This is a genomic window from Streptosporangium sp. NPDC000396, from assembly GCF_042898655.1.
Taxonomy (GTDB): Bacteria; Actinomycetota; Actinomycetes; order Streptosporangiales; family Streptosporangiaceae; genus Streptosporangium.
In genome coordinates, this window is record NZ_JBIAZA010000007.1 from 295,603 (window position 1) to 310,985 (window position 15,383).

Genomic DNA, 15,383 nt, shown 5'->3' on the forward strand with positions numbered 1-15,383 from the left:
AGAAAAGGAAAAAAGCATGACCACGAGCAGCCCGTCGTCAACCATCGCAGGTCCCTCGGCCGAGGACCAGGCCGGCATCGCGGCCCTTCCCCAGCGCATCGTCGCGGCCTGGGCCGAGCACGACGCCGACGCCTTCGCCTCGGTCTTCACCGAGGACGGAAGCATGATCCTTCCCGGTGTCCACCAGAAGGGCCGTGACGCGATCCGTTCGTTCATGTCGGCCGCGTTCGCCGGTCCGTTCAAGGGCACCCGGGTGACCGGGCAGCCCATCGACCTCAGGTTCCTCGGCGCCGAGGCCGGAATACTGATCACCCAGGGCGGTGTGCTGTCGCCCGGTGAGACCGAGGTCTCCGACGCCCGCGCCATCCGGGCCTCCTGGGTGGTCGTCAAGCAGGACGGGGAGTGGCGCCTGGCCGCCTACCAGAACAGCCCCCGCGATGCGGCCTAGCCCACGACCAGGAAGCTCAAGGAGGTGACCGCGATGGGCAACCGTGTGGGTGAACGCGCGGTGGTGCTTGGCGGGAGCATGGCGGGCCTGCTCGCGGCGCGGGTGCTCGCCGAGGCCTATACCGACGTGCTGGTGGTGGATCGTGACGAGCTGACCGGCGTGACCACCGCGCGGCGTGGCGTTCCTCAAGGACGCCACGTCCACGGGTTGCTCGCCCGCGGTCAGCAGATCCTGGAGGAGCTGTTCCCGGGGTTCACCGAGGGGACCATCGCGGCCGGCGTGCCGACCGGCGACCTGGGAGAGCTCCGCTGGTATTTCAACGGGGTACGGCTGCAGCCGGCCAGCACCGGGCTGGTGTGCGTGTCCGCCGCCCGGCCGGTGCTGGAGAGCCACGTACGGGCTCGGGTGAGCGCCCTGCCCAACGTGACCTTCCTGGAGCGGTGCGACATCGCCGGGCTGGTCACGACACCGGACCACAGCAGGGTGACCGGTGTGCGCGTGCAGCGGCAGGAGGAGGGCAGCGCCGAAGAGGTTCTGGAGGCCGACCTCGTCGTCGACGCCACCGGGCGCGGCTCGCGAACGCCCGTGTGGCTGGAGCAGTTCGGTTACGAACGGCCCGCGGAAGAGCGAATCAAGATCAACCTCACGTACACGACCCGGCACTACCGGCTGCCGGACGAGGCCATCCTCCGCGGTGACCTGTCGATCAACCCGGTCTCCTCGCCTTCGCACCCCCGCGGCGCGTTCTTCTCCAGGATCGAGAACGGCCGGTGCGTCCTGTCGCTCACCGGCGTCCTGGGCGACAGCGCGCCGGCCGACCCCGACGGCTTCCTCGACTTCGTCCGCTCCCTGCCGGTCCCGGACATCTACGAGGTGATCCGGGACGCCGAACCCCTCGACGACCCGGTTTCCTTCCGCTACCCGGCGAGTGTCCGGCGCCACTACGAACGGCTGGACCGGTTCCCCGACCGGCTGCTGGTGATGGGCGACGCCGCGTGCAGCTTCAACCCGGTGTACGGGCAGGGCATGACCGTCGCGGCGCTCGAAGCGCTCACCCTGCGCACGCACCTTCAGCGGGGAGCCCCTCCCCAGCCGCTCCGTTTCCTCAAGGACATCTCCGATGTCATCGACGTGCCGTGGAACATCTCGGCCGGCGGCGACCTCAGCTTCCCCGAAGTCGAGGCGCCCCGCCCGCTGATGGTCCGGGTGATGAACGCCTACATGGCGAAGCTACAGGCCGCAGCGACCCGGGACGGCAGCATCACCAGGACGTTCATGCGGGTGGCGGGCCTCGTCGATCCACCGCAGGCCCTCATGAGTCCCGGCATGATGTTCCGCGTGCTGTGGAACGGCGGGCGCAAGCCGGAACCCGCTCCGGCACCGCGGGAGAACGCGGAGGTGAGCACCCCGGCTCGCCCCGCCAGGTGACGATCGCACGTCGGCGCCGCCCCAGCCCTCACCGGGCCGGGGCGGCGCTCCGCGTTATGCCACCCTTCTTTCCCCGCGTGGGGAGTGGCCTTGCGGGCGTTGCGCCACATTTCTCGCTTGGGGAGCGGCCTTGCGGGTGTTGCGCCACGCTTCTTCCCTGGGTGAGGGAACGGCTTTGACGGACCGGCCTGCGCGGACCTTCTCCCCCATGTGGGGGAACGGCCTGGCTCTCCGGCGGGAAGTGATGCGATCCGGCGCACGACACGATGGTTCCCATGATCAGCCCTGCGAACGTCGGCACCCCCGTCGCCACCCCTCTCGCTCCCCCGGCACCCCGCTGGGCGCGGTGGGCCGCCCACCTCGCGGCCCTGGCCCCCCTGCCGTCTGGACTGTGGAGGCTGGCGCTGGCGCTGGGATTCACGGCCGGGTACACCGAGCAGGGTTACGCGGATCTCGGCATAACCGGCTGGGGCGTGCCGTACGTGATCGCGCTCAGCGTGCTCAACGAGGCGGCCGCCCTGCTCACTCTGGGACTCGTGCAGCCCTGGGGCGAGGTGGCGCCGCGCTGGATCCCGTTCATCGGCGGGAAAACAGTTCGGCCGATGGCCGCGGTGATTCCGGCGGCCATCGGCGCGACGATCCTGATTTTCCTGTGGACTCCGTTCCTCTTCTGGTGGACCATTCCCCACGACGACATGACCCCGATCGGGAACACCGTGGCCGGTTTCCTCTATCTGCCCCTCGTCGCCTGGGGTCCGCTCCTGGTCGCCGTCGTGATCTCCTACTACCGGCGCCGGAGAGGCCTCACTCGAGGTTGAACCGGGCCCGGGCGAGCTCGCGGTTTGCCATGCCGGCGAGGAAGATGCCCACCCCGGCATGGCTGTGGAGCATGGACATGTCACGCCACACGCGCTCGATGCGCTCGCCGTGGCGGACCGAGCTCGAACCCGCGGTGGGGAACAGGTGCCCCTCGACCGCGCGCCAGCAGAGCCGGACGACCTCCCGGCTGATCGTGGCGAGCCGCACTTCCTGTTCCCTGGTGAACGCCTCCGGGCCCGCGGCGCAGGTGTCGCTCCACTGCTGGACCGCGTTCAGCAGGGCGGCCTCGGCGGTGGAGATCATGCCGGTGGCCTCGCCGTACCTGAACTGGTAGTCGGGATCCTGCGCGCGGGGAACGATGGGAAGGAACGTCGTGGTCCTCGTCCGCATCAGGTCCTCGTAGGTGTCGAGCGCCCCCTTCGCCATGCCTACGGCGAGAGCGCCGAGTTCGAGCAGCATGAAGCTGAGCGGCCCGCCCCCGTATTCGGGGTTGTTGTGCAGCGCGCGTCCCGGCGTCCCCTCCGTGACCGTGATCTGGCTCAGATGCGTGCCGATGGTGAAATGGTCGGGGATGCGCCCGTTCTCGATGGTGATGCTGTGCGATCCGCTTCCCTTGAGGCCGAGCTGCTGTCCCCAGTCGTCCAGGCGCCTCCACTGGCTGCGCGGAATGATGAACAAGAGTGGCGCCGGGGGTTGCCCCTCCCCCTGGGAGACAAGGGTGTGGCCGAGGAAGTGCGTGGCGTAGGGCGCGCCCGAGCAGTAGCCCCAGGTGCCGTTGAGGACCCAGTGCCCGTCGTCGGTGCGTCCGGCGGTCCCGCTGGGCGCGACCGTGGCGGGGCAGATGAAGTCACCGGAGGCGAAGAGCTCGGCCTGCGCGCGCTCGTCGAACAGCGTGGCCACCGCGAGCGCGTGGGCGGCCCCGAAAAGATACATCCAGCCGGTTGAGGGGCAGCCCCGCGCGAGCGCCATCGCCACCCGCATGAACGTCTCGGCCCCGAACTCGTAGCCGCCGTAGCGCCGGGGAACCAGGATCCGGTAGAAGCCGGCCTTCGCGAACTCCTCGTGGGTGTCCTGGGCGTAGAACGTGCGCTGTTCGGTCTCGGCCTGGCGCGCGACCAGAGTCGGTGCGATCGCCTCGGCCCTCGCGATGATCTCCGCCGGCGTGAGGGCCGGTTCCGGGGGGAGCGGAGATCCGTGTTCGGCAACACTCGTGACGACTGTCATTGCTGCGCAGATCCTTTGTCTCGAATGGTCGGCTCGGAAACATCGGTGCGACAGCCGCCGCCGCATCCGGTGAGCGCCACACGCGTTCCGGCGCCCGCTCGGCGTCGTGGCGCTACCGATCCCGGTGAGACGTGCCCTCGCGTTCGGCCACGCATCCAGCGTCACATGCGCGTGTTTTGCGATGCATCTCCGGGATTGCGATGGCCCGTGTGACCCCATCGGCTCTCCTCGCGGACGGGCCGACCGGCCTTGCACCCGCCCGCACCTTTTGTCGCCGAGTGCACGCGGGCGTTCGGGCCGGGCCGGCTGTCGCCGAAAACCACGGAAAAGCCCGCCGGGCTCAAATCTGCCCCAGCGGAGTGTCCGGAGCGGTGACCGCGCTTCGCAGCACCCGGCGGAACTCCGACACGATGCCGGCCATCGTGCTCTCGTCGAACAGGTTGGTGTTGAACTTCAGGCTCCCGACCATGTCACCCGAGGGAAGCACGTCCGTCGCCCACAGCGCGCCGTCCGGGATGTCCGAGCACAGGGGCTGCGACAGCAGGCGCCTGCGTATCTCGGAGTACCTCAGATCCCCGACCAGCTCGCCGTCCATCGCGAACGGGGACTGGAGGACCTCGAAGGCGACGACGGAACGGTCGTTTTCGGCGAACGGGAGAATCAGCTCCGGGGCCTCGTTCACGACCTGGGCGAACGGGATGTCGTGCGAGTAGGCCTCGATGCAGGTCGAGCGGGTCCGGTCGGCCACCTCGCGGAACGTCCCGCATCCGGCGATGTCCGTCCTGAGGGGGACGAAGTTGAAGAACGGACCGACCGTGTCCAGGAACCGGTCCTGGTAACGGCCGGACGTGAACGTCGGAACGACGATGTCGGTGGCCCCCGTCATCTTGTGAAGCAGGACATTGTAGGCCGCGAGCATGGTCATGAACGGCGAGCTGCGCGTCACCTTGGAGAAGGCGAAGGTCGCGGAGGTCAGTTCCTTGTCGATCAGGAAGCGGTACACCGCGTACGTGCTGATGACTTCGGGGGATTTCTGCCGGTCCGTGGGAATGGCGAGGATCTGGGCGCCCTTCAGTTTGTCCCGCCAGTATTCGCAGGACCTTTTCCCGGCGCCGGCGGCCGAGCTCTCCTGCTGCCAGACCGCGAACTCCCGATACTGGCACACCTCCGGGAGATCGGCCGGGCCGTGCCCTCTCCGGGCGGCGTAGAAGGCGGCGAGATCCCGGATGATCAGCTGGATGGACCACGCGTCGGTCGCCGTGTGGTGCGCGACGAGCACGAGAACCGCGTCGGTGTCGTCGAACCGGCCCAGGACGGCCCGCAGGTGAGGCAGCCGCAGAACGCTGTACTTCCCGGCGTCGAGCTCGTTGAGGAACTCCTCCGCCCGGACGTCGCGGGAGCCCGGGTCGTCCCCGGGAAGGTCGCGGACCAGCAGCTCGACCGGGCTCGGGGGGTGGATCTTCTGGTAGCGGGTCTCCTCGCCGCGGACCATCTCCGTGCGGAGCGTCTCATGGCGTTCCACCACATCGTCCAGGGCCCCCTGCAGCGCGTCGAGGTCGATCTCCCCGCTGACGCGCCAGCCGAAGACCAGAGTATGCCTGTCGCTGAACGCCCCCTCGGCATCGCCCTTGTCGAAGGCGCACAGAAATTCCTGGTTCAGCGAAAGGGGAATCTGATTTGCCAGACCGATTGACGCATGCGATGTTTCAGGAACACTCATGGTGCCCAAGCCTCTCTAGGTCTTCGTGTACGGAATCCACAATTCCGGCTCTTCACGCGGAGCGCGCAGGGCCGTACGGATGACCGAATCGCTGCGAATTAGTCGAGTTCAACCACGGACGCTTGCGGTCGTATTCGTAAAAAACTGTATCGACCTCGGAAGAGTTCCGGTTCTTTCAGGTTGCCGAAACAGCCGGTGGATCCGGCCGGTGAATCCGGCCGGTGAATCCGGCCGGCGGCCCGTCGGCTGTCCGTTGGCTGTCCGTTGGAGATCCCCCGCCGGACAGCCGGGGCCTGCCGGCCCAGGTCACGCCAGCGAGCGGGCGAAGGAGCGTATGTCGTCCGTCAGGAGCGCGGGCTGCTCCATGGCCGCGAAGTGGCCGCCGCGGTCGAACTCCGTCCAGTGCGTGATGTTCGGAAGGTCCCGGTCGGCGAAGCGGCGGAGGGGGACGAAGATGTCGTGCGGGAACACCGCCACCCCGACCGGAACGGTGACCGGCGGCGGCTGGACGCCGCTTGCCGCCAGGCGCACGCCCTCGGCCCCCTCGTAGTAGAACTGGGCCGACGGCCCGGCGGTCGCGGTCAGCCAGTAGATCGTGACGATGGTGAGCAACTGGTCGCGGCCGACGGCGTCCTCGGGGACCTTCGCCGAGTCGGTCCACTCCCGGAACTTCTCGACGATCCACGCGAGCTGGCCGACCGGCGAGTCGGTGAGGCCGTAGGCCAGCGTCTGCGGCCGGGTGGCCTGGATTTTCATGTAGCCGGACAGGTCGGCGTCGAACCGTGAGAGCTTCCCCAGGCGCTCCTGGTCCGACTCGCTCAGATCGGCGAACTCGGCCGGGTCGCCGGAGGGGAACGTCATGAGCATGTTGACGTGCACTCCGGCGACGTGCTCGGGATCGACCCGGCCGAGCTCAAGAGAGATCACCGACCCGGCGTCACCCCCCTGAGCCACGTATCGGTCGTAGCCGAGGCTCCGCATCAGCTCGGCCCACGCCTTCGCGATCCGGGGGACGTTCCAGCCGGTTTCCCTCAAGGGCGTGGAGAATCCGTATCCGGGGATGGACGGGATGACCAGATGGAACGCGTCGGCCGGATCGCCGCCGTGGGCCCGGGGGTCGGAGAGCGGCCCGATGACGTCAAGGAACTCCGCGACCGAACCGGGCCAGCCGTGGGTGAGGAGCAGCGGTGTGGCGTCCGGCTCCGGGGAGCGGACGTGCAGGAAGTGCACGTCCGCGCCGTCGATCTCGGTCACGAACTGGGGATACCGGTTCAGCCGCGCCTCGGCCGCGCGCCAGTCGTACTCCGTCTGCCAGTACTCCGCCAGCTCCTTGAGGTAGCCGCAGGGTACACCGCGGTCCCAGCCGACGCCGGGCAGCTCGTCCGGCCACCGCGTGTCGGCGATCCGGCGGCGCAGGTCGTCGAGGTCGGCCTGCGGGATTTCGATACGGAAAGGTTGCATGTTGTGACCCATCCACTCTGAGTTGACTTCCGTCAGACGTCATGCAGGCGCCGCGACCGCCGATCCCACGACCCCATCGTCATGTCGGCTCGCTCCGCGACGCATCTCGACGACGGTCAGCGCGCGTGTGCCCCCGCGGGCACGGGGGCGGTCAGCCGTACCGGCAGGGCCCGGTGACCGTTCATGATGAACGTCGGCAACGGCTGCAGCTCCTCACGCGTGACGGCGAGGGCCAGGTCGGGGAAACGCTCGAACAGCGTCGACAGGCCGATGGTCGCGACCAGACGGGCCACGCCCGCCCCCAGGCAGAAGTGCGGGCCGTGACCGAAGGAGAGGTGCTCCTTGTCCGTGCGGGTGAGGTCGAAGCGGCCGGCGTCCTCGCCGTGCAGCGCCGGGTCACGCCCCACCGCGCTGTAGTTGACCAGGATCGGGTCACCCTTGGGGATCGTGACGCCGTCGAGCTCGATGTCCTCGACCGCGTACCGCAGGGGCAGGTGGGCCAGCGGGGATTCCACCCGCAGCGTCTCGTCGATCACGTCGTCCCACGAGGCACGCCCGGACTTGACCATCTCAAGCTGATCGGGGTGGGTGAGCAGCGCGGTGATGGCGTTGTCGAAGAAGTTGATCGTGGTCTCGGAGCCCGCGCCGAGGATCGCGAAGATGGTGTCGGTCAGCTCCTCCTCGCTCAGGCGCGAGCCGTCCTCGTCCCGCGCGGCGATCAGGTCGCTGGTGATGTCCTCACCCGGCTCCCGGCGCTTGGCCGCGATGAGGTCGGCCATCGCTCCCCGCCAGCCGAGCAGCACCGCCTGCGCCTGCTCGGGGGTGACGGTGGTGTCCACCATCATGTCGATGACCTTGGCCGTCTTGACCCGGGCGTCCTCCGACATGCCGATGAGGTCTGCCACCAGCCGGGCCGGCAGCGGGTAGGCGAACCGCTCCCGCAGGTCCACCACCTCGCCCGGCTCCACGGTCTCCAGGGCGTCCACGAGCTGGTTGGTCAGCTCCACGATGCGCGGCCGGATCGCCTCGGTGCGGCGCGGGGTGAACGCCTTGCCGACCAGCCTGCGCAACCGCACGTGGTCCTTCCCGTAGGCGGTCACCATGTTGTCCATCGCGATCCAGCTGATCATTTCCCAGTCGGGCGGGATCTCGCCGTTGATGAACGCCGGCCAGTGGTTGCGGGCGCTCTTGGTGACTCGCGGGTCGGTCAGCATCTTCTTGATGACGGCGTAGCTGTTGATCGACCATGCCAGGACGCCGCCGGGAAGTTCCACCTGGGTCGCGGGGCCCTGCGCCCGCAGGCCGTCGGCTTCGGCATGGATGTCCCGGCCGGTGATGTCGAGAGCGACGGGGCAGCGTTTCTCCATGGATTTCTCCAAGATCTTGTCGGTCGAGCCAGTCAGGGTGCCAACACACCAACAGAAAGACAGGAAGGGAATGCGAATCGGCCGCCGGAGAAAAGGGCCCGAGGATCCGTGCGCGACGCTGTTACGGCTCGGCACCCGGCAAAAGAGCCGTGGACGTCAGAAACGAGTGAGGCGGTCAGAAGGACAAGGGGGCGGACGCTCGCCGGACACCGCCGTCCCGCCTGGAGTGGCGGCCGACGGCCGGAGCCCCGCCGGGGCGTCACGCCCTTTCCGCTTCGGCGCCTGCAGTCACCGAAGCGGCGAAGGAATGTTCAATTCCCTCCTTTGATGCTAAATCCATCCAATGCGGGCACATCAGCAGGCACGGTCGGCAAACGGTCGTCAAGCAAAGCCAGGGAAAGTCAAGAAAAGTCAAGAAAAATGCCTTCTCCACTCCCGCGGGCCGGTCTCGCCTTCGTATTCGGTTATGCGGCCAGCGTGGCATTCGCCCGCTCTGTAATGCATCTCCCGGATTGCGGTCCCACCGGTAGCGAGGTGTGCGGCGCCGGCCATATAGGTGAAAGCTACCGACGCGAGCGCCGCAGCCGCACTGCGACCTTGAATCCATGAGCAGTACCGCACCCCACCGGACCAGGGCATGGGCGCCGCTGAACGCCACCCGGCAGATCGGCGGCGCCGTGGGCCTGTCAGTCCTGACCCTCCTCCCGACGTACGGCGGGACCTTCCTGGCCGGTGCCGTCATCACCCTGCTCATCGCGGTTCCATCGATTGGAAAGGCATCATGACCGAGCTCGCCAAGCCGTACCTGACAGGCCACTACACGCCCGTCACCGACGAGATCACCGCCCACGAGCTGACCGTGCACGGCACCCTGCCGCCTGAGCTCAACGGTCGATACTTCCGCAACGGCCACAATCCCAAGCCGGGCGTCACCCCCACCCACTGGTTCAAGGGCGCGGGCATGATCCACGGCATCCGCCTGGCCGGCGGGAAGGCGGAGTGGTATCGCAACCGCTGGATCCGCACGCCGTACCTGGACGGGGTGCCCTTCACCGGCACCGAGCTTGAGGTCTCCGCGGCCGCAACCAACATCATCTTCCACGGCGGCCGCTACCTGGCGCTGCAGGAGGCCAACCTGCCCTGGGAGGTCAGCGCCGAGCTCGACACCATCGGCGTCTACGACTTCGGCGGCAAGCTGACCAGCGCGATGACCGCCCACCCCAAGGAGGACCCGGTCACCGGGGAGCTGCACTTCTTCAGCTACAGCCCGTTCCCGCCGTACCTGACCTACCACGTCGCCGACGCCTCCGGCCAGATCGTCCGCACCCAGATCATCGACGGCGCGGGACCGTCGCTCATGCACGACTTCGCGATCACCGCCCAGCATGCCGTCTTCCTGTGTTCGCCCGTCGTCTTCGACCACGCCGAGCACTCCGGCATCCCCTACCGCTGGCACGACGACGTGCCCTTCACCATCGGCGTCATGCCGCGCGACTCCGACCAGGTCACCTGGTTCGAGGCCGAGCAGGGCACGCTCCTGCACGTCAGCAACTCCTACGTCGACGCCCACGGGCGCGTGGTGCTCGAAGGGCCGCGCTTCGACCGCTCCGGGTGGGAGTCGTCGTGGAAGTGGTGGATCGGAGCGCCCGCCTACGGCGTCAGCCCGCTGTCCGGCGCCACCATGCACCGCTGGATCCTGGACCCGGCCACCGGCAAGGCCACCGAGGAAGCGCTGGACAGCCTGAACGTCGAGTTCCCGGCCATCAACGACGCCCACACCGGGATCGCCAACCGCTACAGCTACGCCATCGCCTTCCCCGGCGCCGGCCTGTCCGACTACCACACCGTCAAGTTCGACTCGGTGACGGGTCGGCAGCAGCTCTTCTCCCACGGGGAACACCGCATGCCCGGCGAGGGGGTCTTCGTGCCCGCCGCCGACAGCAACAGCGAGGACGACGGCTACCTGCTCACCGTCGTCAGCGACCTCAAGGCCGACGCCTCCCGGCTGCTCGTGCTGGACGCCGCGGACCTGAAGACGGTCGCCACCGTCGAGCTTCCCCGCCGCGTGCCCGCCGGCATCCACGGACACTGGATCGAGGACGCCAAGTGATCACCGTGATCGACACCGACGCCGCCGTCGTCGTCCGCCTCGACACCGTGATCGAGGCCCCGCTGGAGCGGGTCTGGCAGCTGCACACCGACGTGAACGGCTGGCCCGCCTGGCAGAGCGACATCACCGCCGCCTCCGCCGAAGGGCCGCTGGTCCCCGTCGCCACTTTTGCGGTACTTGGGGGTAGTGTCCGAAACCCTAAGGTCTACCCGTGACTCCTCCGCTCCCTGAAGAGAGCGGCTTCTCGCTTCCCTCGGCTAAGGTAGGCGACGGCCAAGCCCTGACCGTTCAAACAAAGGAACCACAACAGGGAAGCGATTCCCCTGCCGGTAAACCCGGCAGCCCCCTCACGAGGCATGATGGACACGTTGATCGGCCGCCACGACGAGACTTCCCGGCTTGCCGCCCTGCTCGACGCCGCCCGGCAGGGCCAGGGTGGTGCGCTGGTGGTGAAGGGCGAACCGGGCATCGGCAAGAGCGCGCTGCTGGACTGGACGGAGCGGTCGGCAACCGGATTCCTGACGATGCGGGCCTCCGGAGCCGAGTTCGAGACCGAGCTGCCGTTCGCCGCCCTGCACCAGCTCTCCTCCCCGCTCTTCGACCGCCTGCCCGCGCTGCCGACACCGCATCGCACCGCGTTGGAGGTCGCGTTCGGCCTGGACGCCGGGGACCCCGACCCGTTCCTGGTGGGCGCCGCCACCCTCGGCCTGCTCGCCGAGACCACGCGGGAGCGTCCGCTGCTCTGCCTCGTCGACGACGCCCACTGGCTGGACAACGCCTCCGTCAGGGCGCTGGCCTTCCTGGCCCGCAGGGTGGCCGCCGAGCCGATCGCCGTGGTGTTCGCCGCGCGCGAGCCGAGCGGGCTGCCCGAGCTGGACGCGCTGCCCGGCCTGAGCCTGGCCGGCCTGGCACCGCGCGCAGGCCAGCGCAGGACCGGACGAGCAGGTGGCGGCCGAACTGGAACGGTCCGCCGACCGCGCCCGGGCCCGGGGCGGAGAGGCGGCGGCAGCGGCCTTCCTCGAACGCTCCGCAGCGCTCACCCTCGACCCGGACCTGCGGACCGAGCGAACGCTCGCCGCCGCCGAAGCCAAGCTCTCGGTGGGCGCCTTCGAAGCGGCTGCCGAGCTGTTGTCGGCCGCCGAGATCGGGACGCTCGACCCCAGGCAGCGGGCCGGGATCGACCTGCTACGCGGCAAGTTGTCGTTCGTCCACCGCCGGGGCGATGACGGCCCCACCGGGTATCTGCTGCGGGCCGCCGAGCGGCTGGCCGAGTCCGACCCCGCCCGGTCCAGGGCCTGTTACCTGGACGCGATGGAGATGGGCGTGCTCGTCGGCGACCTCGGCTCGGTGCTGGAGGCCGTGCGCGCGGCGCCGCCCGCCTCCGGACCCCGGACCGGCGTCGACAGAGTGCTGGACGGCATGGTCACCCTCGCCAGAGATGGCCATCGAGCCGCCGCCGGCCTGCTGCGTCCGATGGTCGCCGACGTCCAGGACCAGACGTTGACGGCGCGGCCCGCGCTCGGCTTCACGATCGCTGCGGAGCTGTGGGATCACGACGCGCTGCACAGCTTGGCCGCCCGGATCACGGCGGCGGGCCGCGCGTCCGGCTCGATGCGCATGCTGCCGATCGGCCTGGCGATGCTGGCCCTCACCTCGGCGCACGCGGGCGACTTCGGCGCCGCGATGGAGATGATCTCCGAGGGGGACGCCATCACCGAGGCCACCGGCGGGGCTCCGCGCGTCTACCCGCTCGTCCACCTGGCGGCGCTGCGGGGCCGCCGGGCCGAGGCCGTCGAGCTGTTCGAGGCGGTGGCGTCGACCGGGCGGCGCAACAGCCTGAGCGTGCAGTGGGCCACGGCGGTGCTCGGCAACAGCCTGGCCGACTACCCGACCGCCCTGGAGGCGGCGCGGTCGGCCGTCGCCCACGGCGACCTCGGCATCTCCGGGCTCGCGCTCCCCGAGCTGATCGAGGCGGCGATGCGCTGCGGCGAGACCGCAACGGCCAAGGACGCGCTGGACTCGCTGCGGGAACGCGCCCTGGCCGGGCGGCGGCCGTGGGGTCTGGGCGTGGAGGCGTACTCGCGGGCGCTGGTCACCGACGACGAGGACGCCTATCGGGAGGCGATCGAGCTGCTGGACGGCAGCCGGGCGGCCGTGCACCGGGGCAGGGCGCACCTGCTGTACGGGGAGTGGCTGCGCAGGCGGGGACGCCGGCGCGAGGCCCGCGACTCGCTGCGCACCGCGCACGAGCTGTTCGCCGAGATGGGCTCCGAGGCGTTCACCGACCGCGCCGCCGCCGAGCTGCGCGCCACCGGCGAGCACGCCCGCAGCCGCTCGTGCCAGGCGTCCGACCAGCTCCTCACCGTGCAGGAGGTGCACATCGCCCGTCTGGTGGCCGACGGCGCGACCTCCAAGGAGGTCGCGGCGAAGCTGTTCCTCAGCCCGCGCACCGTCGACGCCCACCTGCGCAGCATCTTCCGCAAGCTGGGCCTCACCTCGCGACGGCAGCTGCGCGACCTGCCGCACATCCGCTGACCGCGAGGCCACGGAAAAGGTCCATATGATCACCGAGCGGACCGGTCTGCCGCTCTCTGTCGTGATCTCGGCGGCGATGCCCATGACAGCCCGGGGGCGACGTTTCCTGCGCGGACGCGGCATCACTCTGCTTATCGATCGCCGCGGCGTCGAGTCCAGCCAACGCCTGGGCCGGCACCGCCGGGTCGTCGAGCGCACCATGTTCCGCCTGGCTGAACGGATATCGCCGACTGCACCGCCGCTACGAACGCCGTGCTGATCTCCAACAAGCCCTGCTTGACCTGGCCTGCAGCATCATCTGCCTCCGCAGACTGCGGACCTCATTTTGAAACCCTCAGTTAGAGGAGGCCCGCGTCGCGTACCTTGTTCGCCACGTCCACGCGGCTATCGGTGCCGAGCTTGGCGAAGATGCGGGTGATAGAGGCCTTCACCGTGGCCACGCTCACCGACAGGTTCGTGGCGATCTCGGAGTTCGAGCCGCCCCTGGCCACCTCGATCGCCACCTCACGCTCGCGCTCGGTGAGCTGGTCCAACTCCTTGACAGCCTGCGGCTTGTACCGGCCGGTGGCCGCCGCGATCACCTGACGGGCGACGCTCGGCGACAGGACCGGCTCGCCCCTGGCCACCGTACGCACAGCTTCGATCATCTTCGCTGGCGGCGTGTCCTTTAGAAGGAAGCCGTGCGCGCCGAGCCGCAGCGCGCGTAGCACCATGTCGTCGGCATCGAACGTGGTCAGCACCAAAATGCGCGGTGGCGACGGCTGATTGAGCAGCAGCTCGGTGGTCGTGAGCCCATCCTGGCCCGGCATCCGGATATCCATCAGGACGACGTGGGGCCGCACGTCGCGGACCACCGTCATGGCCTGCCTGCCGTCGGCAGCCTCGCCGACGATGTCCAGGTCGGGCTCGCCGCCGAGGATGAGGCGCAGTCCCGTGCGCACCATCGGGTCGTCGTCCACGACCACCACTCTGATCACGGGTCAAGCCTCCCACGGCAGCCGCACGTCGAGGACGAAGCGTCCGTCCTGGACTGCGTGGCTCATAGTGCCGCCGGCCATCCGGGCACGCTCGGCCAGCCCGACCAGACCAAGCCGCCCGCCGGGGCCGGACGAGGCCCAGTATGGGGCCGGGTTGCTGATCCGGATCCATAACCCCTGACCCGGCCGTCCGCCGAGCTCGGCCCTCACGCGGCTGCCCGGCGCGTGCTTGCGCGCGTTCGTCAGCGCCTCCTGCACGATTCGGTACGCGTGCCGTCCTGTCTGCGCCGGCAGCAGCTCGCGCCCGTCGATGGTGTCGCCCACCTCGACCTGCTGTCCGGCCACGCGTACTTCGTCGAACAGGGCGTCCAGGTCGACCAGGCTCGGCTGCGGGTCCTCGATGCCGTCGCGGCGCAACGTACCGAGCACGGCGCGCAGCTCATTGAGCGACTGGTGTGCGTTCTCCTGTATCGCCTGGGCCGCCTCACGGGTCTGGTCGGCGGTGAGGTCGGTGCGGTGCGCCAGGCCGCCCGCGAGCATGGCCAACAGCGAGATCCGATGTGCCAGCACGTCGTGCATCTCGTGGGCGATTTGGACCCGTTCAGACAGCCTGGCCTGCTCGACGCGCTGCGCCTGCGCCTCGAACGCGGCCTGTCGCTGTGAGGCGGCCAGGTCGCGGCGCGCGCGCAGGTAGAGGCCGAAGACGGTTAGGCCACCGACGATCACGCAACCGGTCACGATGGTGACGCTCGTGACGGACATGACCCTGAGCCGGCCGACGTCCCACCACAGCACCTGCGCCGCCGGGCACAGCCACACGGCGAGGGCGACCGGGATGATCTGACGCCAACGGCGATGCGTGCACAGTGAGACGTAGGTGACATACGCGGGGCCGGCCGCCGTGATCGAGGAGAGGGTCAGGAACCCGGTCACCAACGCGATCTGCCAGGGGAAGCGGTGTCGCCATCGCATCAGCGCCAGACCGGCCCCGCACAGGGCCACGTCCGGCGCGATCCGGGCGAGGTCGGGGGCGACCTTGCGGCTATCGGCCGACAGGATCCAGAACCCGCCGACGACCAGCATCGGCAAAGTGGCACAGAGGTAACGCAGAGCCTCACCCCGGCTCTCGCCTTTCACGCCCGAGTCATCGACGTCCCGCCCATTCACCCCTGGCTCATTCACACCCGACAGCCTAGGGAAACGCCGAAGCCGCCCCTTATCGACCAGGGTCTAGAACGGGTAGCCCTGGGTCCACTTCTCAGTAGGCGGCCATCGACCTGGGTCCGATGACCCG

The 15,383-nt window shown here is 69.3% G+C and carries 14 protein-coding genes and 1 pseudogene; 9 read left to right on the plus strand and 6 right to left on the minus strand.

Annotation, left to right across the window (positions count from 1 at the left end; genetic code table 11):
• The first annotated feature begins 16 nt into the window (after positions 1–16).
• From ACFY2X_RS14190 to ACFY2X_RS14200, 3 genes are all read left to right on the plus strand, one after another.
• Positions 17–448 carry an SgcJ/EcaC family oxidoreductase gene (locus ACFY2X_RS14190; RefSeq protein ID WP_389937539.1) on the plus strand — a complete coding sequence of 144 codons (432 nt, stop codon included), beginning with the start codon at positions 17–19 and terminating at the stop codon, positions 446–448.
• A 33-nt stretch (positions 449–481) separates the two neighbouring features.
• Positions 482–1,876, plus strand: coding sequence for an FAD-dependent oxidoreductase (locus tag ACFY2X_RS14195; protein WP_389937542.1), 1,395 nt, complete (start codon positions 482–484; stop codon positions 1,874–1,876).
• A 275-nt stretch (positions 1,877–2,151) separates the two neighbouring features.
• On the plus strand, positions 2,152–2,694 hold the full coding sequence (locus ACFY2X_RS14200; protein WP_389937545.1) for a hypothetical protein: 543 nt from the start codon (positions 2,152–2,154) through the stop codon (positions 2,692–2,694).
• Here the strand turns inward: ACFY2X_RS14200 and ACFY2X_RS14205 are convergent.
• From ACFY2X_RS14205 to ACFY2X_RS14220, 4 genes are all read right to left on the minus strand, one after another.
• Positions 2,681–3,919, minus strand: coding sequence for an acyl-CoA dehydrogenase family protein (locus tag ACFY2X_RS14205; RefSeq protein ID WP_389937547.1), 1,239 nt, complete (start codon positions 3,917–3,919; stop codon positions 2,681–2,683). The two genes, ACFY2X_RS14200 and ACFY2X_RS14205, sit on opposite strands and share 14 nt — an antisense overlap.
• Before the next feature lie 340 nt (positions 3,920–4,259).
• Positions 4,260–5,639, minus strand: coding sequence for a condensation domain-containing protein (locus ACFY2X_RS14210; RefSeq protein ID WP_389937549.1), 1,380 nt, complete (start codon positions 5,637–5,639; stop codon positions 4,260–4,262).
• Between the two features lie 306 nt (positions 5,640–5,945).
• Positions 5,946–7,100 (minus strand): epoxide hydrolase family protein, encoded by a 1,155-nt coding sequence (locus tag ACFY2X_RS14215; RefSeq protein ID WP_389937552.1) that lies wholly within the window; start codon positions 7,098–7,100, stop codon positions 5,946–5,948.
• A gap of 116 nt (positions 7,101–7,216) precedes the next feature.
• A complete protein-coding gene (locus ACFY2X_RS14220; protein WP_389937555.1) occupies positions 7,217–8,467 on the minus strand; it encodes a cytochrome P450 in 1,251 nt (416 codons plus the stop codon).
• 605 nt (positions 8,468–9,072) lie between these two features.
• Here ACFY2X_RS14220 and ACFY2X_RS14225 point away from each other — a divergent pair.
• From ACFY2X_RS14225 to ACFY2X_RS14250, 6 genes and pseudogenes are all read left to right on the plus strand, one after another.
• Entirely contained in the window at positions 9,073–9,252 is a 180-nt protein-coding gene (locus tag ACFY2X_RS14225) for a hypothetical protein (RefSeq protein ID WP_389937558.1), read from the plus strand.
• On the plus strand, positions 9,249–10,577 hold the full coding sequence (locus tag ACFY2X_RS14230) for a carotenoid oxygenase family protein (protein WP_389937561.1): 1,329 nt from the start codon (positions 9,249–9,251) through the stop codon (positions 10,575–10,577). The genes ACFY2X_RS14225 and ACFY2X_RS14230 overlap by 4 nt, the downstream gene beginning before the upstream one ends.
• Positions 10,574–10,792, plus strand: coding sequence for a hypothetical protein (locus tag ACFY2X_RS14235; protein ID WP_389937564.1), 219 nt, complete (start codon positions 10,574–10,576; stop codon positions 10,790–10,792). Before ACFY2X_RS14230 ends, ACFY2X_RS14235 begins: the two co-directional genes overlap by 4 nt.
• Before the next feature lie 144 nt (positions 10,793–10,936).
• A complete protein-coding gene (locus tag ACFY2X_RS14240) occupies positions 10,937–11,803 on the plus strand; it encodes an ATP-binding protein (protein WP_389937567.1) in 867 nt (288 codons plus the stop codon).
• Positions 11,804–12,839: 1,036 nt separating this feature from the next.
• Positions 12,840–13,112 (plus strand): helix-turn-helix transcriptional regulator, encoded by a 273-nt coding sequence (locus tag ACFY2X_RS14245; protein WP_389937695.1) that lies wholly within the window; start codon positions 12,840–12,842, stop codon positions 13,110–13,112.
• A 109-nt stretch (positions 13,113–13,221) separates the two neighbouring features.
• Positions 13,222–13,441, plus strand: a pseudogene (locus ACFY2X_RS14250) (IS5/IS1182 family transposase); the annotation flags it as partial.
• Between the two features lie 9 nt (positions 13,442–13,450).
• Here ACFY2X_RS14250 and ACFY2X_RS14255 read toward each other — a convergent pair.
• Positions 13,451–14,071 (minus strand): response regulator, encoded by a 621-nt coding sequence (locus tag ACFY2X_RS14255; protein ID WP_389937570.1) that lies wholly within the window; start codon positions 14,069–14,071, stop codon positions 13,451–13,453.
• 21 nt (positions 14,072–14,092) lie between these two features.
• Positions 14,093–15,256: a sensor histidine kinase gene (locus ACFY2X_RS14260; protein ID WP_389937573.1), complete on the minus strand. Its 1,164-nt coding sequence runs from the start codon at positions 15,254–15,256 to the stop codon at positions 14,093–14,095.
• Positions 15,257–15,383 lie beyond the last annotated feature (127 nt).